Source organism: Streptomyces sp. NBC_01520 (assembly GCF_045040375.1).
Classification (GTDB): Bacteria; Actinomycetota; Actinomycetes; order Streptomycetales; family Streptomycetaceae; genus Streptomyces.
In genome coordinates, this window is the sequence record NZ_CP109404.1 from 6,796,055 (window position 1) to 6,817,911 (window position 21,857).

Annotated in this window: 17 protein-coding genes; all 17 read left to right on the top strand. The window is 66.5% G+C overall.

Translation table 11 applies throughout. The features are described from left to right. Position 1: 1 nt before the first annotated feature. Positions 2-1,744: an ABC transporter transmembrane domain-containing protein gene (locus tag OG524_RS30605; protein ID WP_405812056.1), complete on the top strand. Its 1,743-nt coding sequence runs from the start codon at positions 2-4 to the stop codon at positions 1,742-1,744. Positions 1,745-1,813: 69 nt separating this feature from the next. Then, positions 1,814-3,547 (top strand): ABC transporter ATP-binding protein, encoded by a 1,734-nt coding sequence (locus OG524_RS30610; protein WP_405812057.1) that lies wholly within the window; start codon positions 1,814-1,816, stop codon positions 3,545-3,547. Further along, positions 3,538-4,797: an acetyl-CoA carboxylase biotin carboxylase subunit family protein gene (locus tag OG524_RS30615; protein ID WP_405387469.1), complete on the top strand. Its 1,260-nt coding sequence runs from the start codon at positions 3,538-3,540 to the stop codon at positions 4,795-4,797. The genes OG524_RS30610 and OG524_RS30615 overlap by 10 nt, the downstream gene beginning before the upstream one ends. A 10-nt stretch (positions 4,798-4,807) precedes the next feature. Beyond that, positions 4,808-6,412, top strand: a complete 1,605-nt coding sequence (locus OG524_RS30620) for a PhpK family radical SAM P-methyltransferase (RefSeq protein WP_405387468.1) — start codon at positions 4,808-4,810, stop codon at positions 6,410-6,412. Between the two features lie 79 nt (positions 6,413-6,491). After that, a complete protein-coding gene (locus OG524_RS30625; RefSeq protein WP_405812058.1) occupies positions 6,492-7,259 on the top strand; it encodes a thioesterase II family protein in 768 nt (255 codons plus the stop codon). Positions 7,260-8,165: 906 nt separating this feature from the next. Continuing rightward, positions 8,166-8,513 carry a hypothetical protein gene (locus tag OG524_RS30630; RefSeq protein ID WP_405387466.1) on the top strand — a complete coding sequence of 116 codons (348 nt, stop codon included), beginning with the start codon at positions 8,166-8,168 and terminating at the stop codon, positions 8,511-8,513. Then, the gene (locus tag OG524_RS30635) at positions 8,506-9,966 is read left to right on the top strand and encodes a pyridoxal phosphate-dependent decarboxylase family protein (RefSeq protein ID WP_405387465.1); all 1,461 of its coding nucleotides are present in this window, start codon (positions 8,506-8,508) and stop codon (positions 9,964-9,966) included. Before OG524_RS30630 ends, OG524_RS30635 begins: the two co-directional genes overlap by 8 nt. 11 nt (positions 9,967-9,977) lie before the next feature. Next, positions 9,978-10,295, top strand: a complete 318-nt coding sequence (locus tag OG524_RS30640) for a Dabb family protein (RefSeq protein ID WP_405387464.1) — start codon at positions 9,978-9,980, stop codon at positions 10,293-10,295. A 6-nt stretch (positions 10,296-10,301) separates the two neighbouring features. Beyond that, entirely contained in the window at positions 10,302-11,219 is a 918-nt protein-coding gene (locus tag OG524_RS30645; protein ID WP_405812059.1) for a phytanoyl-CoA dioxygenase family protein, read from the top strand. 92 nt (positions 11,220-11,311) lie between these two features. Then, positions 11,312-12,325, top strand: a complete 1,014-nt coding sequence (gene hppD / locus OG524_RS30650) for a 4-hydroxyphenylpyruvate dioxygenase (protein ID WP_405387462.1) — start codon at positions 11,312-11,314, stop codon at positions 12,323-12,325. Then, positions 12,322-14,760 (top strand): aminotransferase class I/II-fold pyridoxal phosphate-dependent enzyme, encoded by a 2,439-nt coding sequence (locus OG524_RS30655; protein WP_405387461.1) that lies wholly within the window; start codon positions 12,322-12,324, stop codon positions 14,758-14,760. Before hppD ends, OG524_RS30655 begins: the two co-directional genes overlap by 4 nt. A gap of 656 nt (positions 14,761-15,416) precedes the next feature. Continuing rightward, the gene (locus OG524_RS30660; RefSeq protein ID WP_405387460.1) at positions 15,417-15,656 is read left to right on the top strand and encodes a phosphopantetheine-binding protein; all 240 of its coding nucleotides are present in this window, start codon (positions 15,417-15,419) and stop codon (positions 15,654-15,656) included. A 51-nt stretch (positions 15,657-15,707) separates the two neighbouring features. Then, the gene (locus OG524_RS30665; protein ID WP_405812060.1) at positions 15,708-17,276 is read left to right on the top strand and encodes an amino acid adenylation domain-containing protein; all 1,569 of its coding nucleotides are present in this window, start codon (positions 15,708-15,710) and stop codon (positions 17,274-17,276) included. Further along, a complete protein-coding gene (locus tag OG524_RS30670; RefSeq protein WP_405387458.1) occupies positions 17,273-18,394 on the top strand; it encodes an aminotransferase class I/II-fold pyridoxal phosphate-dependent enzyme in 1,122 nt (373 codons plus the stop codon). Before OG524_RS30665 ends, OG524_RS30670 begins: the two co-directional genes overlap by 4 nt. A gap of 54 nt (positions 18,395-18,448) precedes the next feature. Continuing rightward, a complete protein-coding gene (locus tag OG524_RS30675) occupies positions 18,449-18,868 on the top strand; it encodes a thioesterase domain-containing protein (protein ID WP_405387457.1) in 420 nt (139 codons plus the stop codon). Next, positions 18,865-20,361 carry a TldD/PmbA family protein gene (locus OG524_RS30680; protein ID WP_405812061.1) on the top strand — a complete coding sequence of 499 codons (1,497 nt, stop codon included), beginning with the start codon at positions 18,865-18,867 and terminating at the stop codon, positions 20,359-20,361. The genes OG524_RS30675 and OG524_RS30680 overlap by 4 nt, the downstream gene beginning before the upstream one ends. Before the next feature lies 1 nt (position 20,362). Next, entirely contained in the window at positions 20,363-21,793 is a 1,431-nt protein-coding gene (locus OG524_RS30685) for a metallopeptidase TldD-related protein (protein ID WP_405812062.1), read from the top strand. Positions 21,794-21,857: the final 64 nt, after the last annotated feature.

Below are 21,857 nucleotides of genomic sequence, written 5' to 3' on the forward strand. Positions count from 1 at the left end.
CGTGAAGAAATTCCCTGTCCCCGACCCCGGCGTGGCGGACAGCCGCTCGGCGGCCCGCTACTTGCTGTGGCTCGGCAGACGGCAATGGCAGCCGGTGGCACTGGGCACCGTGTGGGGCGTGCTCTGGTTGGTCTCACTCGCCTTGCTGCCCGCGGTGCTCGGCCAGGCCATCGGTGCGGGCATTGCGGCCAAGGACAGCAGCGAACTGGTGCGCTGGAGCCTTCTGGCGTTGCTTCTGACCCTGTTGACCGTAGCCGCGGGCATAGGGCGGCACCGAAGTGCGATGGCCAACCTCTACGCCTCTGAGTTCCGCACCGTTCAGCTGGTCACACGGCACGTCGCGAGACTCGGGGCGACCCTGCCGAAGGTGGTCGCCAACGGCGAGGTCGTGACCATCGGCAGCGCTGACATCGGTTCGATCGGCGGCGTCTTCCAGCACCTTCCGGTCACGATGGGCGCGGTGGGCGCCATCATCGTGGTGGGTGTGCTCATGTTCAGCTCCTCCATCCCACTCGGCCTGACCGTCGTCGTCGGCACGCTGGTCCTGATGGCCTTCACCGCCTTCCTGACGAAGATCCTGCAACAGCGGCAATCCAGCTTCCGGGCTCTGCAGTCGCAGCTGACCACCATCGCTGTCGACATCGCCGCAGGTCTGAGGGTGCTTCGTGGTATCGGCGGAGAGAGGGCTTTCGAGCAGCGCTACCGGAGAAAGTCGCAGAGCCTGCGCGAGGCGGGGGTGCAGGTGGCCCGCGTCCAGTCGTTGTTCGACGCCATGCAGGTGCTCGCGCCCGGTGTGTTCGCCGTCGGGGTGACGTGGCTCGCGGCAACCCTGGCGATCAGTCAGGAGATCTCGGTGGGCGAGATGGTCGCCTTCTACGGCTACGCCACGTTTCTCACCCTGCCGTTGTCGATCATCGCGGCGGCGGCGAGCGCGACGACGAGCGCGTATGTCGCGTCCGGAAGAGTGGCGCGCTTCCTGCGGCTCGAGCCCGAGCTCGGCGGGGCGGCACAGCCGTCCGACAGCGACTCCGCCCTGTCGTCCGTCGTGCCACCCGCAGCCATGGCGGCCACGGCTGAGCTCGCCGACAGCGAGTCGAAGCTGTCGGTGCCACGCGCGGGCGTGCTCGGCGTGGTCTGCTCGGACCCGGCCGAACCCGGACGGCTCGCGCTGCGGCTGGCGCGTTTCGCCGATTCCGGAAGCCCGACGCTCGGCGGAGTGCCGCTGGCGGAACTTCCCCTGCCCTGGCTCCGGCAGCGCGTCGTGCTCGTACGCAACGAGGACGCGCTCTTCGGCGGCCAGCTCAGCAGTGAACTCACTGCTCCCGGACGCGAGATCGACCGGGCCGAGCTGGAGCGGTCCATATACGCGGCCTGTGCCGAGGACGTCATCAAGGGCCTGGACGGCCTGGACGCGGTGCTCCAGAACGGGGCTAAGAACCTTTCCACCGGCCAGCAGCAGCGGCTCAGGCTTGCCAGGGCCCTGGCTGCCGAACCCGAGACCTTGATCTTGATAGAACCGACGAGCGCTGTGGACGCGCTGACCGAGGCGCGTATCGGTGAGCGACTCGTACAGCATCGGGCGGGCCGCTCCACGGTGATCTTCACCTCGAGTGCCCTGATGCTGGCTCAGGCCGACTCGGTCTGCATGGTGGAAGACGGCATGGTCGCGGCCGTCGGCAGTCACCGGGAGCTGCTCGCCGACTCTCCTGCCTATTCGGCCGTCGTGAACCGCGGAGAGGCGTGATCCACCGTGCCACATAAGATTCTTCCAGTCTCCGATCCCGCAGCCGCCCGCAGGTACGGGTGGCGGACGATGCGGCAGCACCCGAAGCTGCTGGTAGGCGCGCTGGGACTGAATGCGGCCGCGGCCGCGGCCGGGCTGGTCGGCCCTCGGTTGCTCGGCGACTTGGTGCAGGCCGTGGTCGGCGGGACGACCGTCGGGCACGTGACCGGGGTCGTCCTCGTGCTGCTGTTCTTCGTTCTGGTGCAGTCATGGCTCATTCGCGGCGCGACGGTGCAGGGTGGCAGGCTCAGCCAGGCCGTGCTGGCCGAAGTACGAGAGCAGTTCGTGGAACGAGTGCTCGCGTTGCCGTTGTCCACGGCGGAGGAAGCCGGTTCCGGTGATCTGGTCTCCCGGGCCTCGCGCGGCGTCGATGAGATGCAACGGGCGGCTCAGTACGCGTTGCCGGCGATCCTGACCGCCGGCTTCACGTTCTTGCTGACCGTCATCGGCATGCTCGCGGTCTCTCCCGGGCTGACGCTGGTGATCCTGATCGCGGTGCCGCCGGTCGTGCTGGTCACCCGCTGGTATCTGAGCCGGTCGACGGATGCGTACCGTGCGTACAAGACGGCGGCGGCCGGTATGACCGAGGAACTGGCGGCGTCGACGGACGGCGCGGCGACGATCGAGGCACTGGGACTGGCGAACCGGCGCATCGAGGCCGGCGACACGTCGGTCGCGGCCACCTACGCCGCCGATATCGGCACGCTGCGGCTGCGGACGGTCTTCATGCCGACCGCAGAGATCGGATACCGGCTGCCGATGATCGCGGCCCTGCTGCTGGGTGGCTACTTCTACAACCAGGGCTGGGCCAGCCTCAGCGCCGTCACCGCTGTCGTGCTGTACACGCAGCAGATGTCGGAGCCCATTTCGCAGGCGCGGGACTGGCTTACCGAGATGCAGAACGCCACGACCTCGCTGCAGCGGCTGCTGGGAGTGACGGAGGTTCCGCCGGACCGGCAGGTCCGCGAGCACACGGTGGACGGTCGGCAGAGTCTCACCGTCGAGAACGTCACCTTCGGCTACGGCGACGGCCCGGAGGTTCTGCACGGCATCGACATCACGGTCGCCAAGGGCGAACGGCTGGCGATCGTGGGAGCGTCCGGTGCCGGCAAATCCACCTTGGGCCGCCTGATGGCCGGGATCCACGGCCCCCGTTCGGGCTCCGTCCGGTTCGACGGTGCCCCCCTCATCGAGCTGCCGCTGGAGCAGTTGCGCAGTGAGGTGGCTCTGGTGAGCCACGAGCAGTACGTTCTGGGCGGCACACTCCGGGAGAATCTGGCATTGGCGGTCAGGGCAGGTGAATCCGCCGGTGATGAGGAGCTCTGGTCAGCGCTGAAGGCGGTGGAGGCGAAGGATTGGGTGCAGGCACTGCCGGACGGACTCGAGACGGCAGTCGGGTCCGGCTCCACGAGTCTGAGCCCGGCTCAGACCCAGCAACTGGCCATCGCCCGGCTGATCGTCGCCGACCCGAAGGTCCTCGTCCTGGACGAGGCGACCTCGCTGCTGGACCCGAGTTCGGCCCGCGACCTGGAGCGGTCGCTGAACGCCCTGCTGGCAGGCCGGACCGTGATCACCATCGCGCACCGCCTGCACACCGCGTACGATGCCGACCGCATCGCAGTCATCGAAGACGGCCGGGTTGCGGAGCTCGGCTCGCACACCGAGCTGATCGCGAACGACGGCTACTACGCGCGGCTTTGGTCGTCGTGGCACGGCGGGCCGACGGACACGAAGATGTGTATGGAAGGTGAGCAATGCTCATAGTCCCCTACACCGTCGGCCCCGCGAGCCCCATGCAGATCGCAGAGGCTTGCGACGGGCGGACGGACTTCGTATTCCTCGTCCATGAACAGGACGCGCAAGCGGCTCCACTCCTTCCGATGCTGGAAGAACTGGCTCCAGTGGTGTCGCACGGCGGGAACACGTCGCGCGTGCTGGAGAAGCTCGCTCCACTGAAGCCAAGTGGAGTGGTGACGTTCGCCGAATCGACGATGCGGCTCGCAGCGGCCGTCGCTGAAGCCTTCGGTCTTCCGCACAACAGCCAGGCGACCTGTGAGCTGCTCACGAGCAAGCTGAGGCAGCGGGAGTGTCTGAACGCCGCCATCGTGGGCCGCGTCAGTACCTACGCCTTCTATCTCGATGACCCGGAATCAGTGTCCTTGCCGGCCCAGGCCGGCTACCCCGCGATCATCAAGCCGGAGGAAGGTGCGGCGAGCCGGGACACGATATTCGTCGAAGCGGAGAACGAGCTGACAGCTCGGCTCTGCGAGCTTCCACCGGGCCAGAACTATGTGTTCGAGGAATACATACCTGGCGCCGACATCTACGGCGTCGACTGGCTCGCTGACTACCTCTCCGTCGAGTCCGCTGTATCCGGGGGAGTGATCAGGCATCTCGGGGTGAGTGCGCGGTTGCCATTGGCCGCGCCGTTCCGGGAAGGCGGCCTCGTCTTCCCGATGCTCCCGGAGGAAAAGGTGGCGGCATCGATCATCGATCTGGCGGAGCGTGCCATCAGAGCCACGGGGATAACGACCGGTCTTGTGCACACCGAGATCAAGATGTCCCCTGACGGGCCACAGATCATCGAGGTGAACGGGCGCTTGGGCGGCACCATGTCGCGCCTGATCCCGCGTGCTCTGGGGTTGGACCCGGTACGCCTTGCCGTGGACATCGCACTAGGGGTTCCGCTGCCGCGGGAATTCGGTGAGCCGAGCCGGCTGGCGATGCTCGCCTACGTGCAGGCGCCGATGGAAGCCACGGCGGTGGAGGAGCTTCCCTCGGCAGCTGGTCTCCGTGCGCTTCCCGGTGTCTTCGGGGTGGACTTCTTCGCCAGGAGGGGCCGGCCCGTCGACTGGCGAAGCGGGTCGTTGGGACGGATCTGCGACGTGTGGATCGACGCAGTCTCACCGGAGCAGCTACGGGAGCGGTATCGGGCTGTCCTCGATGTTCTCGACAGCGGCATCACGTGGAGTCACGAAAAGTCACCAACTCAGGTCGAGAAACCAGTGGAGTGAGGAGACAATCATGGTGGACTGTCTGATAGTCGGGCACAACGACGGGCACTTCCCGAGCGATGTCGCAATGGTGGAGCAAATGGGCGTCGAGTCGGGAGCCTTTCGTGATCTCGCCCTGAGCTACGTGCAATGGGATGGTGCGCCGATGCGGGCGCTGGATATATTCAACCGCCTGAACGTCCCTGACTCCTACGGCGATAGGAGGCGGTACCACAATTTTGAGATGCTGTGGCCGGCCATCGCCTATCTCGGTTCGTTCCTGAACCGGCATGGTTTTTCGTTCGACTATGTCAACCTGTTCCAGCAGGAAAAGGAGGAGCTTCGGCAGAAACTGGCGGACAAGCCCCTCACGGTGGCGGTGACGACGACGCTGTACGTCACGGCCGGCCCGGTGATGGAAGTGGTGAAGGCCGTCCGCGAGCACTCGCCGGACACGACCATCGTGGTCGGCGGCCCGTTCGTCCAGAACTATCGCAAGCAGTTGGAGAAGAAGGATCTCAACGCGCTCTTCTCCATGATCGGTGCGGACATCTACGTGGACAGCAACGAGGGCGAGCTCACCCTGGCCAGGGTGCTGTCGGAACTGCGCGAGGGCCGGAAGCCGCGGGGCGTGCCGAACGTGATCTACCGGGACGGCGACGAATTCGTCTTCAACGCGACGGAACTCGAGTCGAACGCCCTCGACGAGAACCCGGTCGACTACGGTGCGTTCTCATCGCTCGGGGATTTCGTCTCGCTGCGCACCGCGAAGTCGTGTCCGTATTCGTGTGCGTTCTGCGGCTTCCCCGCACGCGCCGGTAAGTACGTGTATCTATCGCCGAAGCAAGTAGAGGCCGATCTGGACCGAATCAAGGAGTCCGGTTCGGTGACGAACCTGACCTTCCTCGACGATACGTTCAATGTCCCGAAAGGCCGCTTCAAGAAGCTCCTGCGCATGATGATCGATAATCAGTACGGATTTCGATGGAACTGTTTCTACCGCAGCGACCACGGAGACCAGGAAGTCATCGATCTCATGGCAGAGGCCGGGTGCGAGGGGGTCTTCCTCGGCATCGAGTCGGGCTCGGACAAGATGCTGGAGGCGATGAACAAGACTGCGCGGCGGGCCGACTACCTCGGCGCCATACCCGCCCTGAAGAAGAACGGAATCGTCACCCACGCGAATCTGATCGTGGGCTTCCCCGGCGAGACCGAGGAGACCGTCGCCGAGACGCGAAGCCTGCTGGAGGAAGCACGCCCGGATTTCTTCCGAGCGCAACTGTGGTACGCGGATCCGATCACGCCGGTATGGGAGAAGCGTGACGAATTGGGCATCCAGGGGTCCATGTTCACCTGGTCGCACAACACGATGGACGCGCAGACCGCGATCGGCATCGTGGACGATCTCTTCGCGACGGTCCGGGACCCGCACTGGCTGCCGCAGACGGGCTTCGAGCTGTGGAGTGTCTTCTACCTGATGCGCCGGGGGATGACCCTGGATCAGGTCAAGGGCGCGGTCGGGGCCTTCAACGGCGCGGTGGCCGAGAACATCGGCCGGGGCAAGCCGGCCGAGATCAGCGCCGGCGCACTGGCCAAGCTGCGAGAGGCCTATCGGTTCACTCCGGCGGGTACGTGACGCGGATCGACGCACCGATGCTGATTTCCCCGTAGCGGTTCAGCACCCCGTTCGACAGGCCCGGTCGGTCGAACGGGGTGTGTCCGTCGTGCTCCCAACGGCAGAAGGCTCCTCAATGTTCACCACATTCCGCCGTCCACTCAGGCACCAGCGCCGCCTGATCTGCTTCCCCTTCGCCGGGGGCGGCGAAAGCCACTTCCGGGACTGGGCCGGGCAGATCCCTGACGCCGACGTCGTCGCAGCCCGCCTCGCCGGCCGGGAAAGCCGCTTCGCGGAGCCGGCCCGGAACGATTTCTCCGCCCTGCTCGATGAGCTCGTCGACGGGATCGAGCCGTTCCTCGGCGGCCAAACCACTTTGTTCGGCCACAGCTTGGGCGGCTTGCTGGCCTTCGAGGTCGCGAGGAGCCTTGAGGCCCGGGGGCACGGGCCGGTCCTCGTGATCATCTCTGGATGCGACGCACCGCGGACGATCGTCTCCGCTCCGAAGCCGCAGGACCTCAGCGACGACGTGCTGCTCGCCGGACTGGCCGTGCACAACGTGGTCCCCGGGGAGATGCTGGAGAACAGAGAACTGATGAAACTGGTGCTGCCGGCGTTCCGAGCCGATCTCCGGGTCAAGGCGAGTTACCGCATGGATCCGGCAGCCCGGCCGCTTGGCCGGCCGGTCCGCCTCTACTACGGGACCGATGAAGAGTTCGAACCGGAGTCGTCGCGGAAGGCGTGGGCTGAAGTGGTGTCAGGCCCGATCAGCATGACCGGATTCCCCGGCGGGCACTTCTTCGTGAACAGTGCGCGTCAAGACGTCCTTGACATGATCAGCAAGGACATGGCCCGAGCCCGGCTATGACCGCCTGGGACTCGATGCGGGCGAGGAGCCGGACGGGCGGGTGCGGCCGGCCAGGGGGCGGAGCGCCCGGACATGGAGGCGAAGGCCCCGGGCCCGATGCCGGCCCTGGTCGAAGACCGCACACAGGGCGATTCGATGAAACCGCTGACGTGGACGACGAAGTCGTTGCGACGTCTCGCTGGACGAACTCGCCGCTCAGGGCCGGAGGGTGGGCCGGGCCGCGACACGGTGCGGCCCTGCTGAAGGCGGCCGGTTTCGGCCTGCGCGCCAACGCGTGGGTGCATGCCGGCTGCCACCACGCGGGACAGGGGTGCCCAGTTCCGGTACCTCAACGTCACCGTGGCCGAGTTCCTCAAGGCCGGAGCGGCCGGTGATCAGCGTGGACACCAAGAAGAAGGAGCGATCGGCTCCTTCGCCCAGCCGGGGCGCGAGTGGACCCCGCCGGGCGCTCCGGCCAATTCCTCCCATGGGAAGGCACCGCGATCCCTTATACATCCACGATCTGGGCCGCGACACCGGTTCCCGACCTTCCCCACACTTCCCGCCAGGGGAAACATCTGCGGATACGTCGCGAAGTGGTCGAAGAGAGGCGGGTTCCTCGACGCCGCGGTTCTTGTCATCGGTCATGACTGGGGCCTGCTGAGTCATCGAGGACAGAGCCTTGCTTCAACCACTCTTCGGACTGTAACTTTATGCCCACGTGTCGTTTTGTGAGTGGTGCCTATATCGGTGCTTACGTCCGACGCTCCCTCGGGGGTATATGTCCGCCTTGTCATTGAATTCACGCTAGCGATTACTCCCGGCGGCGGAGACTTCTTCCGGCAGCAGTCTCCACGGGTGGCAACCGGAATGCAGCCGCTATGACATCTCATCGCTATCCACATCGACTGAGGATGGTTGCATCGCATGGTCACGGTCATAGAGAACTGGCTGTTGAAATCCGAATACGCCGAGCAGGCTCTAGAGCTGATGCAGGATATGGATGACATTGTGGGCCCCAACGCACATGATGACCCGGGATGGTGCGAACACGGGCGCTTCTACCAGCTGCAGAGCCGGCGTGCGGAAATTTGGATGATGTACACGTGGCGATCCCGGGAGGAGCATGAAGTCTTCATCGAGAAGGAAGAGGAACTCCTTGTCGACTTCTATCAGCGTTTCTGCGAACGACCACGCCAAATAATTTACTTCACGGAACTGCCGGTTGATGTGGAGGCAACCGTCGACCAGCACGGCGATGCATCCCATGGCTGACGTCGTACGTGACTGGTCACCGAGCGAGTTCGAGGAACACGGTGCCGAGGTCTTGGCAGCGATACGCGAGCATTTTGAGCTGATTCGGCAGGTGCCCGTCAGCCGGCCCTATGATGCCCAGCTGCTACTCGAACAGTTTGACAGCCCGATGCCGGATGAAGGCGAGGATTTCAAGACGATCCTCGCGGAAACGCGCCAGAATGTCGTGCCGAACCTGGTGCAGTGGAATCACCCGTCCTTCTTCGGGTATTTTCCCACCTGCGCCAGCTTCCCGGGCGTACTGGCCGAGACCGTCACGGCCGCACTGAACGTCAACACCATGCTGTGGAAGACGAGCCCCGCCGGCTCCGCGGTGGAGACCGTCGTGCTTCGCTGGCTGGCCGATCTTGCCGGGTACGACACCGACGCGGACGGCTTGCTCTTGGGCGGAGCGTCGCTGGCGACCATGTTCGCCCTGGGCGCTGCGCGAGACGCAGCGTTGGGTCCGAGCGTTCGCGAAGACGGCATCGCCGATGCGGGCAGGCTGCGTGTCTATGCCAGCGACCAGGCGCACAGCTCGATTGAGAAATCAGTGATAGCTCTTGGATTCGGTTCACGCAATCTGGTGCGTATCGAATCAGATGAGCACTACCGCATGCGGCCGGAAGAACTAGAGGCCGCGCTGAAGGAAGACCTGGCCGCAGGAGCGAAGCCGGTGGCGGTCGTGGCCACCGTGGGCACGACATCAACAGGTGCCGCTGACGATCTCACAGCGATCGCGCGAATCACTGAGCGTTACGGGGTCTGGCTCCATGTCGATGCCGCCTATGGGGGGTTCTACCGAGCATGTCCAAGATTGCGTGGCCGCGTCGAGGACGTCAGTGTCGGTGACTCGCTGGTCGTGAACCCGCAAAAAACCCTTCTCGTGCCACTGGACTCAACCGCCCTGTTCTGTCGCCGTAAAGGGGCACTTGCAGAATCGTTCCGCATAGTGCCCGACTACCTCACATCCGATCAGCCTGTCGCATTCGACTACATGGACCTTTCACCGCAACTGGGCCGCGGGTTCCGCGCGTTGAAGGCATGGTGGGTGCTCCGCTCCTTCGGGCGTAACGGGTTGACATCTCACCTTGATCGATCCCTCGAGATGGCCGAGGAATTGCGAGAGGACGCGACTGGGCACGCCGACTGGACCGTCATCGGCTCGACACCATATCCACTCGTATGCCTGCGCTATACGCCGAAGCCGAACGGCAGGCCGTTGGCTCGGGATGAATGCGACCGGCTGAATGCGGCGATCGTCGGCGCCGTCAACAAGAGTGGTCAGGCCTTCGTCTCTCACTCGGTTCTGAGAGACGGATACGTGATCCGCGTCGCTGTCGGGAATATTCGTACGACATCGGTGGACGTGAAGGAACTGTGGCGCCTGCTCGCGTCGACGGCCGAAGCCCTGCATGCCGGGCAGCGGTTCTGACGGGGGAGTAAATGATCAAGCATATCGTTCTACTCAAGCTACGGCCGCCGTACGGCCCGGACGAACCCTTACTTCTGGATCTCGAACGCGACACGAACCGCCTCCAAGGCGTTGTACCGGCCATCGAGGATATGCGGTTCGGGAGGAATGTGACGCAGCGGGCTGATGCCCACGACTACGCTCTCGTCGCCATGTTCGCAGACGAGAATGCGCTGACGAGCTACCTGGATCACCCCGCTCACCGTGAGGTGTCCGCACGGTGGACGGCCGTGAGTGACCGCGCGGTCGCCGACCTGTTTGAAGCTCATTTCCCCCACGAGGAGGAGTAGGTCCCCTTGGCCGACCAGTTCTTCGAGCTTGCAGACGATGACCGCGCGCTGTTGCCTGACGACTCGGATATCGCCTTTTACATCGAGCACGGTTGGTGGCTCTCGCCGAAGCTGCTCACCGACGATGAAGTCGACACGCTCCGTGAAGCGAGCGAGCGATTTTATGCCGGAAACCGCGACCGTCACCTCCCTAGGCGACCGAAGCGTCTTTCCTATTGGGTGCCGGAAATGGGCGACATCCAGCGGCACAATGACTATATCCACTACGAGGATGACACTATCGGAGCCATCCTCCGTAAACCGCTGATTGGCGCGGTGGCGGCGCGACTGGCCGAGGCAGACGCAATCCGAATCTTCCAGGCAACCCTTATATATAAGCCTCCACGCCAGGAAGAGGAGAGCAACGTGGTTCCTTGGCATTTCGATCGGGACTATTGGGCGACATCGACCAGTGATGCAATGCTCACGGCGTTCGTACCGCTCCATGACTGCAATGTCGAAATGGGCACGATCGCGATGATCGACGGCTCTCACCGATGGAAGGAGTTGGATCGGGGCGCCATTACTGCCAGGCACTTCGCCGAGATCCGACGCGAAGCCGATGCCGCTCTTCACGCAACTGCCGAGTACAATGGTGCAGCGGTCAAGAAGGTCCCGGTGGAAATCCCCAAAGGCCATATGAGCTTCCATCACTGCCGCGTCTATCACGGCAGCGGATCAAATCGCTCCTCGCAGCCACGACGTGCCATCTCTCTGCACATGCAGGACAGTGCAAATGAATACCGAGAATGGAACCTGGCTGATGGATCCACTGCGGAGTACAACCATGATGTCCTAGTCAGGCGTACCGCGGACGGGCGGCCCGACTATGCCGATCCGGAATTCTGTCCGACGATCTGGCGCGAACGCCGCGACGGTCCGTGATGTGTCCAAGGCCGTCCAGACCGAGGCCGATGTTTCTTGCGGAAAAGGTCCGCCGAGCGCCGGAAATACCGGCTCCGAAAGGGTGAACTGCCTTGCACGACATCGCCTATCTGGAGTTCTCCGCGAGCGACCATGGATCGGTGGTGGACTACTTCGCTCAGTCGTTCGGCTTCACCGAGACGGCCTTCTGTGAGGAGCCGCACCGGTCGTCGACGCTGTTGCGACAGGGCGACGTCCGGATCGTCGTCACCTCAGGCCCGGCCACCGAGGCCTATCTGGCGGCGCACGGCGACGGCGTCTCCGATGTCGCGTTCTTCTGTACCGACATACCCGCCGCTATGGAGCGGGCCGAGGCCGCCGGCGCGCGCCGGCTCGGCCCGGTGACGCTGTCAGGCTTCGGCGATGTGGGGCACACCCTGGTGCAACGGAGCCCGGACGTGGACGCGAACGCCGGGTATCCGGACGACCGCGCCTGGGTCGCGTCGGAGGCGCGGCCGGGCTCGGCGACCGAGGGCTTCATCCGGGAGTTGGACCACCTCGCGGTCCTGGTCCCGCACGGGACGCTGCGCGACACCGTGCGGTTCTACGAGGACGGATTCGATCTCAAGCAATACAGCAGCGAGTACGTGGAAGTCGGTGCGCAGGCGATGGACTCGATCGTGGTGCGCAGCGGCTCCGGCAAGGTGACGTTCACGATCATCGAGCCCGATGCGACGCGCCAGACGGGCCAGGTGGACGGGTTCCTGAGCCGCAACGCCGGCGCCGGCGTCCAGCACCCGGCGTTCCTCGTCGACGATGTCGTCGGCGCGGTCCGTGGCTTCCGCGAGCGCGGTGTCAGGTTCCTGAGCACGCCCGACGCCTACTACCAGGCGCTGACCGAGCGGGTGGGCCATCTGAACGAGACGATCGAGGACCTGCGCGACACCGACGTCCTGGCCGACCGAGACGAGTGGGGCTACCTGCTCCAGCTGTTCACCGAGTCCCCTTATGAGCGGAACACGATGTTCTTCGAGCTCATCCAGCGACGCGGATCACAGGGCTTCGGGGCCGGCAACATCCAGGCGCTGTACGAGTCGGTTGAGCGCGAACGGGAGAGCGGGGCGTGACCGGGGGTGCGCCGGAACGGTCCGTCCTCACGCTCGCCGACTACGAGCGGCTGGCGCGCGGGCGTCTGGCCCCGGACGTGTGGGACTGGATCGCGGGCGGGGCGGGGGAGGAGCGGACGCTTGCGGCGAACATCGAGGCGTTCGACCGCGTCCGCCTGCTGCCGCGGATGCTGACCGGGGCGCCAGAGCCCGATTCGGCGACGAAGGTGCTCGGCGCGACGTGGAGTGCGCCGGTCGGCGTGGCGCCGATGGCGTACCACACGATCGCTGATCCCGAGGGCGAACTGGCCACGGTGCGCGCAGCGGGCGACGTCGGCGTGCCGGTGGTGGTCAGTACGTTCGCTGGGCGGACGTTCGAGGAGTTGGCCTCGGTGGCCCGGGCGCCGCTCTGGTTGCAGACGTACTGCTTCCGCGACCGGGCCGTGACCCGCGAGCTCGTGGCCCGCGCCGAGGGGGCCGGATTCGAGGCGCTGGTGCTGACCGTCGATGCGCCGAGGCTCGGCCGGCGGCTGCGCGATCTGCGCAACGGATTCCGGCTTCCGCCGGGGATCGTTCCGGCGAATCTGCCGGAGGCGGACTACTCCTCGCCTGGCTCTCACGCCCGGACGGAGTTCGACCCGGCCGTGGACTGGGCGATCGTCGACTGGCTCCGCTCGATCAGCCGACTCCCGGTGGTCGTCAAGGGGTTGTTGGCACCCGGCGACGCGATCCGCGCGCTGGAGGCCGGCGCCGACGGGATCGTGGTGTCCAACCACGGCGGCCGGCAGTTGGACGGCGTCCCTGCGGCGATCGAGGCGCTGCCCGCGATCGCGGACGTCGTGGGCGGGCGATGCGCGCTGCTTGTCGACGGGGGCGTGCGACGTGCCACCGATGTCCTGGCCGCCCTGGCCTCCGGCGCGGACGCGGTGTTCGTCGGGCGTCCGGTGCTGTACGGCCTGGCTGTCGATGGCGAAGCGGGCGTGCGGCGCGTGCTCGAGACCGTCTGTGAAGAGTTCCGTGACGCCATGGCGCTCGCCGGGGCAGGTTCGGTGGCAGACCTCGACCCGGAGCTGATCGGCCCGCCTCGGCCGGTCGCGCCGCGCCGCCAGTCCCCGACCCGCGGTATCGGCGCTCTGACGCCCCTCGACGATGGCCGGGTGCGCAAGGAAGATCTGCATGCCAGCCTGGCCGACGCGGTGCTGGACACGATGACCTTCCTCAACGAGATCACGGCGCGATATCCGGACGCGGTGTCGTTCGCGCCCGGCCGTCCGTTCGAGGGGTTCTTCTCCGTCCAGGACGTCCACGAGCACCTGGACCGCTACCTGGAACACCTGAGCCGCCAGGGAAACTCGCCGGAGGACATCCGTACGTTCCTGTATCAGTACGGCGCCACAGCGGGACAGATCCGCGACATCGTGACCGGATCGCTTCGCGTCGACGAGGGCATCGACGTCGCTCCGGAAGCGGTTGTGGTCACGGTCGGCTGCCAGGAGGCGATGCTCATCACGCTGCGGGCACTGTTCCGCGGCCGGGACGACGTCCTGCTCGTCTCGACGCCGGCCTATGTGGGCATCACCGGGGCCGCCCGGCTGCTGGACATCACGGTGACGGGGGTCGAGGAGGATCCTGTCGGCGGGCTGTCCTGCGCTGCCGTCGAGGCCGCCGTCCGCGCCGAACGTGCGCGAGGCAGGCGGCCGAAGGCCCTGTACGTGGTCCCTGACCACTCGAATCCGTCGGGGAACACCATCGGTGTGGATACCCGGCGTGAGCTGCTCGACCTGGCCTCGCGTTTCGACTTCCTCATACTGGAGGACAGTCCGTATCGCGGGGTGAGTCCGGGCGAGCGGGTCCCGACGCTGAAAGCCCTCGACCGAGATCGCCGTGTCGTGCACCTGGGCTCGTACTCGAAGACGGTGTTCCCCGGGGCCCGGGTCGGCTTCGCGGTGGCGGACCAGATCGTCGTCGACGCCAACGGCTCCACCACTTTGCTGGCTGACGAGCTCGCCAAGGTGAAGAGCATGGTGACGGTGAACACGTCGTCGCTGAGTCAGGCGGTCGTCGCGGGCATGCTGCTCGCGAGCGACGGCGAGTTGTCCAAGTCCAACGAACCTGCGGCCCGGCACTACGGCCACTCGCTGAACACGCTGCTCGCCAGTCTGGACGAACACTTCCCCGCCGACCGCCGGGATGCTCACCGCGTCCGTTGGAATGCTCCGACCGGCGGCTTCTTCCTCGCTGTCCAGGTCCCGTTCCCGGCGGATGAGCAGGCTCTGGTGCGTTCCGCCGAGAGCTTCGGCGTCATCTGGACCCCGATGTCGTACTTTCACCCGAACGGCGGTGGAGAGAGCACTCTGCGGCTGTCCTTCAGCAGCCTGACGCCGGAACGCATTCGGTCCGGTGCCGGGAGGCTGGCCGAGTTCATTGAGGCCGAGACGGCGAGGACGGGTGGCTGATCCCAAGGACATTCGCGCGCAGGAAGGCGCGCCAGGAATCGTCACGTTGCCGCCGGCGGCGGACTGCGGTGGGACCGCGGGAGCCGGCGGATCGTGGAGGCCTCGACCCGGCGCCCGAGCCGGAACGGGGGAGTCCGGGCAGGCCGCTGGTGTTGGTGGCGAACGCGGTGAGTCGTGGTGATGACCGACGAGGACCGGGTGATCGTGGAGGCGCAGGACGAGCCGATGCGCCGCTTCGCCGAGGACTGGGGATCACTGCGATCCCCGGCCGTTCCGGGCGTTCAACAGCTTCGGCGGATCCTTTCATTGTGCGACCGTCGATGTCCGGCGGAGCGGCACGCTGCGTTCCTGCCTTTGAACAGAGAGGGAGTTGCCGCTTTCCGCCGACGAACGGGAATCCTGGGGAGGCCCCTGACAGTTTCCGGAGCCCGCAGTCCCGGGCGCTGGATCACGAGTAAGGCATCACCGGGGACATAGGGCCCGCCCAGGCGAAGCGCCTGATCTTGACGGACTGACGCAAGCATGAATGCTGGAATGCAGCCAGAACGCCCTGGAGTCGCACTGCTCGAAGATCCTTGCACCGTACGGAAGTTGGTGTGTAGGGTGCCAGGGAGTGAAAGGCTGCCGAAACACGTTGGGGGCAATCGACGATGCTGGTGCGCGAGCACGAGGTCTCTCGGATCTGGGCGGAATTGCTGGGGATCGATGAAGCAGACGTCAATGCGAATTTTTTCGACATCGGTGGGCACTCACTGCTGCTTATGGACCTTGCCGGCCGGTTCGAGCGGGAGTTGAATATCAACCCCGATGTCCTTATGTTGCTGGAATACCCGACGATAGCGCTGTTCACCGCGCACTGGAATTCGTTGCAGACACCGATCGACGGCAATGGCTGAGGCAGGGAATTCTGAACGATCTGGCGAAAGTGCCCGAATAGCCGGTTCCCTGTGGGCGCGTCACGGAAGGAGCCTTTAGTGAGCCTCGACGAGCCCGACCCGCTCGCCACCCTGGTGCTGAAGTCGGCGCACGACGCACCCGAGCGAACTGCGGTTCGCGACAGCGACGGGGTGTGGAGTTACGCCGAGGTGGTCGGCGCGGCGTCGGCTCTGGCTCGTCGACTCGCCGTCCTGGGCGTGGTACCCGGAGACCGGGTCGGCGTGCTGGCAAGTCGCCGGGCGGGCGGCCCGGTGGCGATCCTGGCCGTCCTGTGGAGCGGGGCCACCTACATCCCGATCGACCCCAACTGGCCGGCACCGCGGCGCGCCGCGGTGCTGCGGGAGGCACAGGCCCGAGCGGTGCTCGCGGTCGACACCGAACAGGACACATCGGACGGCGTCCCGCGTTTGGACCTCGCGACGCCGGAACTGCTCCAGGCCGGCGAGACCACGCCGTCAGCTCCGCGCCCTCGCCCGCACCCGGGCGCCGCCTACGTCATCTTCACCTCCGGATCGACCGGCGCGCCCAAGGGCGTCGAGGTCCGGTCCGCCGCGGCGGCCGGTCTGGTCTCCTCGGTGGTGTCGCTGATCGGCATGGGCCCGGACTCCGTGTTCATCGCCCTGTCATCGTTCGCGTTCGATGTGTCGGTGTTCGAGATCTTCGGCCCCTGGTCGGTCGGCGGGGAGCTGGTCATCGCCAACGAACTGCAGATCCTGGGGAACCAGTTGGGCACGCTGCTGGAGAAGTCCGGCGGGCACGCCTTCATGCAGACCACACCGACGGTTGTGGAACATCTGCTCCGCAACGGCCTGGATCTGCCGGAAGGCACCGTCCTGCTGCTCGCCGGGGAGCGCCTGCGCCGATCGCTCGTCGCTCAGGTTGCGCACGTCAAGCAGGTGTGGAATCTGTACGGCCCCACCGAAACCACCATCTACGCGACCGCGCACGCCTGCCTTCCCCTCACGCCTGACGACCCGGAGGCGGACATGCCCATCGGGGCGCCGGTCAACGGGGCTGTGCTGGACATCCGTCCACTGCCGGGAACGACTGCGCCGGGTGAAACCGAGACCGGCGAACTGCTCATCGGCGGAACCGGCGTCGCCCTGGGCTACCTGGATCGGCCGGACCTGACCGCCGAACGGTTCCTGGACGGCGGATCGCGCTACGCCACCGGTGACGTGGTCCGGCGGCGGGCCAACGGTCTGCTGGTCCACGCCGGACGTCTGGACCGCCAGGTGAAGATCCGTGGCAACCGGGTGGAGCTGGACGAGGTCGAGGGCACCCTCGCCGACATGATCGGCCACGGCCGCGTCGCGGTCCGGGTCGACGCGCACAGCGCGGTGGGCGAGCACCTCGCGGCGTTCATCGCCGATCCGCACTGCGATGTCCTGCAACTACGCCGTCGGCTGGCAGCCAGGCTGCCTGCCTACATGGTGCCCACCCGGATGTACCGGGTCGCGGCGATTCCGACCACCAGCAGCGGAAAAACCGACCACAGGGCTCTGCGAACGCCGGGCAGCGACGGTGTTGCGCCGGAACCAGTCGCGACAGCCGTCCACGAGGAGGCCGACACCCAGTGATCCCCCAGAGCTCAAAGATCGAGAACTTTTTCGGGCAGTGGGAATTCGACGTCGACCACGTGGCCTGCGCCTCGGACGTCGACGCCTGCTCCATGCGCGAACTACTGGACCTCGCCGACGACGAAGCCCTCGCCCTGTGGGAAGGACTTGAACTCGGCTACACCGAGACCGTCGGGCACCCGCTGTTGCGCGAAGCGATCGCCGATGAGTACACCAAGACCGGGACCGATGGCATCACCGTCTGTGGCGGCGGAGCGGCCGAGGCGCTGTTCCTCCTCGCCAACGCCCTCCTGAGCCCCGGCGATCACGCCGTCGTCATCTCGCCCGCGTTCGAGTCCGTGCACCGGATCGCCCCCGCGCTCGGGGCCACCGTCACGCCGGTCCCGTTGGACCCGGCCCATGGCTGGCGCCTCGACCTCGACGCCGTCCGCCGCGCACTGCGGCCGTCCACCCGCGCGCTGTTCGTCAACTTCCCGCACAACCCGACGGGTGCGCTGCCCAGCCGTGCGGAGTTCGAGGCCCTGGTCGCCCTCGGCGCCGAAGCGGGGGTCACCATCGTCTCCGACGAGGTGTACCGCCACCTGGAATTCGACCCCGCCGCGACCCTCCCGGCAGCGTGCGATCTGGACGAGCGGGCTGTCAGCGTGGGCGTGATGTCGAAGGCATATGGCCTGGCGGGCCTGCGCGTCGGCTGGCTGGCCACCCGCAACCAGGCGCTGTCGGAGGCCACCCGGGCCATCAAGGACTACACCTCCGTGTGCGCCTCGGCCCCGTCGGAAGTCCTGTCCCTCATCGCACTTCGCGCGCGGCATCACCTGGTCGCACGCAGCAAGCGGATCATCATGGACAACCTGGCGTGCATGGAGTCGTTCGTTCGCCGCCGCTCCGATGCCTTCGCGTGGGAGCCGCCGCGCGCGGGCATGCTGGGCTTCCCTCGGCTGCTGCTTCCCATCCCGGTCGAGGAGTTCGTCCGTGACCTCGCCCGTGAGCAGAGCGTTCTACTCCTGCCGGACAGTGTTTTCGACATGGCCGACAACCGTTTCCGTGTCGGCCTCGGTCGCACCTCGCTCCCGCTCGCCCTGGACCGCATCGACGAATTCATCGGACGTCGTTTCTGATGTCCGCCACGTTCCGTAGACCGCTCACGCACCCGCGCCGCCTTTTCCGCACTCGTGATCGTCTCCGGCTGTGCGGCGCACGGGGTGATCTCCTCCGCGTCGGAAACCGCAAGACCTCGACGACTCCGCGTTCCGAGGCCGGACCGTCAAGTTCGGGACGGTCCCGAGGAAGTCATGGAGAACGACCGGCTGACGCATCTCATGATGTCGGCACTGGGTGTGGACCTCAAAGTACAGGACGGTTATCGCATGGACTCAACGGCCCGACCGCCGGACTGTCCGTTTCACCTCTACTACGGGACCGATGAAGTGTGCGCACCGAATCGGTTGCGGCAAACGTGGGCCGAGGTGGCGTCGGGCCCGATCGACATGACCGAATTCCCTGGAGGACACTTCTTCGTGAATACCGCGCGTCAGGGAGTCATCACTGCTGTCGGCATTGACAACGCCCGCACGACGGGTGTTCGACGATGAACGGGATCGATCCCGAGTTCGCCGCGCTGCCGCTGCACGAGCTTGCCGACGCGGCGCTGAGCGAAGCACGGAAGTCCGGGGCACAGCACGTGGACTTCCGGGTGGAACGCATCCACGGCCAGCGGCTGCGCCTGTCGGACGCACGGCTGCAGTCCCTTGTGGACACCGAGGACGCCGGCCTCGCCGTGCGGGTCATCGTGGACGGAACGTGGGGGTTCGCCGGGACGGTGGACCTCACCCCGGCAGCTGCCCGAGCCGCGGCACGGCAGGCCGTCGAGGTCGCCAGGGTCACCGCCGCGATGAACACCGAACGCATTGAGTTGGCCCCCGAACCCGCCCACGGTGACGTGGTCTGGGTCTCGGCGTACGACGTCGACCCGTTCGCGGTCCCCGCGCGGGACAAGGTCGAACTCCTCGAGGGGTGGAGCGCCGACCTGCTCGCGCATTCCGTCGTCTCGCACGTGAACGCCGACCTGTACCAGGTCAAGGAGTGCAAGTTCTACAGTGACGGGGCTACTACCGCGACACAGCAACGGGTTCGCCTCTTCCCGCAGCTCACCGTGGGCGCGGTCACCGCAGCGGGTTTCGACGACCTGTGCACGCTTGCACCGCCCGCCGGCCGGGGACTGGAGTATCTGACCGGCACCGGCTGGGACTTCCCGGGCGAGCTCGCCGAACTCCCGGAACTCCTCGCGGAGAAGGTGCGTGCCCCGTCGGTGCAGGCCGGCCGCTACGACCTGGTCATCGACCCGACCAACCTGTGGCTGACCGTTCACGAGTCGATCGGGCACGCCACCGAACTCGACCGCGCGCTCGGCTACGAGGCCGCCTATGCGGGCACCAGTTTCGCCACGCCCGACAAGCTCGGCTCTCTGCGGTACGGCTCGGAGCTCATGCAGGTCACCGCAGATCGAACGGTGGAGCACGGCTTGTCCACCGTCGGCTGGGACGACGAGGGTGTGGCGAGCCAGTCGTGGGACCTGATCGTCGACGGCGTGTTCGTCGGCTACCAGTTGGACCGCCGAATGGCCCAACTCAGTGGCTTCGGCCGGTCCAACGGGTGCGCGTTCGCCGCTTCCCCCGGCCACATGCCGCTGGAGCGGATGCCCAACGTGTCGTTGCGGCCCGCGCCGGACGGCCCGGACATCGCCGGGCTGATCGCCGGAGTCGAGGACGGTGTCTACGTCGTCGGCGACAAGTCCTGGTCCATCGACATGCAGCGCCACAACTTCCAGTTCACCGGTCAGCGTTTCTATCGGATTCGCAACGGAAGGCTCGCCGGTCAGCTCAGGGACGTGGCGTACCAGGCTACGACGACGGACTTCTGGAACTCGATGCAGGCCGTCGGAGGCCCGCAAACCTACCTCCTGGCAGGGGAGTTCAACTGCGGCAAGGGGCAGCCGGGGCAGGTCGCCCCGGTCAGCCACGGCGCCCCGGCGGCCTGCTTCGCGGGAGTGCAAGTGCTGAACACAGCGCAGGAAGGAACAGGCTGAGATGATGCCGAACGCATCCGCGACCTCCCCGCAGGACACGGTCGAGTTGGCGCTCGCGGCCGGAGCTGGGAGGGGGGAGATCATCGCGATCGCCGAAGAGCGTTCCAGCGTGAACCTGCGCTGGGCGGGTAACACGCTGACAACCAACGGCGTCACCAGCACGCGCAGCCTCAAGGTGATCGCGATCGACCGGCGTGCGGACGGTACGTGCGGGGTGGGGGTGGTGGCGCGCTCGGACGTCCGCCCCGCGCAGATCGAGGACCTCGTCCGTGAGGCGGGCAAGGCGTCCTCGGCCGCACCACCGGCCGAGGACGCCGATGAACTGCCGGCGCACGTGGGGTCGATTTCCACTTCGTCCTGGGACGACATACCCGCGGGCACCGAAGTGGGCGCGCTGCGGGAGTTCACGGCCGAGTTGGGCGCCACGTTGGACGCGGCCAAGGGAGCCGGGCGCGCGATGTACGGGTTCGCCGAGCACACCGTCACATCCACGTTCCTGGGGACGTCGGCCGGGGTGCGGTTGCGCCACGATCAACCGACCGGGCGGCTGGAACTCAACGCGAAGTCACCGGACTTCGCGCGCTCGGCGTGGGCCGGGGTGACGACCCGGGATTTTTCGGACGTGGACATCGCCTCGCTGGACGCCTCGCTGGCGCAACGGCTGTCGTGGCAGTCGCGGAAGGTCGAACTGCCCGCCGGGCGGTACGAAACGCTGCTGCCGGCGACTGCCGTGGCCGACCTCATGGTCAACCTGTACTGGTCGGCCGGAGCGCGGGAGGCCGCGGAGGGCCGGACGGTGTTCGGCAAGCCCGGGGGCGGGACACGGGTCGGCGAGCGGCTCGCAACACAGCCCGTCACGCTGTTCAGCGACCCCGCGCACCCGGGCCTGGAGTGCCGGCCTTTCGTGGTGGGGCAAGCCTCAGGGGCGGATTCCTCGGTGTTCGACAACGGGATGCCCGCCGGGCGGGCCTCGTGGATCTCGTCGGGTGTGTTGTCGGCCCTGCCCTCCAGTCGGTATTCGGCCACGCTCGCGGGCCTGCCGGTGACCCCGGCCGTGGACAACCTCGTGTTGGCCGCTCCCAGCCCCGACGGTGGCGTGCTGCCGTCACTGGAGCAGATGATCGCGTCGACGAAACGCGGGCTGCTGTTGACCTGCCTGTGGTACATCCGCAAGGTCGACCTGCGGACGCTGCTGCTGACGGGCCTGACCCGGGACGGGGTGTACCTGGTCGAGGACGGCGAGGTCGTCGGGGCGGTGAACAACTTCCGGTTCAACGAGTCCCCGGTCGGGATGCTCGGTCGGCTGCTCGAAGTGGGCGCGACCGAGGACCGGACACTGCCACGCGAATGGAGCGACGATTTCACACGCTGCGCGATGCCGCCGTTGCGCGTGGAAGCGTTCAACATGTCCTCGGTGAGCCACGCGAGCTAAGGCCCTTGACGAAGACGCCGTCCCGGGTGGAAACGTCTGCGGCCGACGGTACAGGAAATGGAGG

What these genes read in the sequence shown, in the direction of transcription:
- OG524_RS30610 (WP_405812057.1), top strand. Translation starts at nt 1,814, where the DNA reads ATGCGGCAGCACCCGAAGCTGCTGGTAGGCGCGCTGGGACTGAATGCG.
- OG524_RS30615 (WP_405387469.1), top strand. Translation starts at nt 3,538, where the DNA reads ATGCTCATAGTCCCCTACACCGTCGGCCCCGCGAGCCCCATGCAGATC.
- OG524_RS30620 (WP_405387468.1), top strand. Translation starts at nt 4,808, where the DNA reads ATGGTGGACTGTCTGATAGTCGGGCACAACGACGGGCACTTCCCGAGC.
- OG524_RS30630 (WP_405387466.1), top strand. Translation starts at nt 8,166, where the DNA reads ATGGTCACGGTCATAGAGAACTGGCTGTTGAAATCCGAATACGCCGAG.
- OG524_RS30635 (WP_405387465.1), top strand. Translation starts at nt 8,506, where the DNA reads ATGGCTGACGTCGTACGTGACTGGTCACCGAGCGAGTTCGAGGAACAC.
- OG524_RS30640 (WP_405387464.1), top strand. Translation starts at nt 9,978, where the DNA reads ATGATCAAGCATATCGTTCTACTCAAGCTACGGCCGCCGTACGGCCCG.
- OG524_RS30680 (WP_405812061.1), top strand. Translation starts at nt 18,865, where the DNA reads ATGAACGGGATCGATCCCGAGTTCGCCGCGCTGCCGCTGCACGAGCTT.
- OG524_RS30685 (WP_405812062.1), top strand. Translation starts at nt 20,363, where the DNA reads ATGATGCCGAACGCATCCGCGACCTCCCCGCAGGACACGGTCGAGTTG.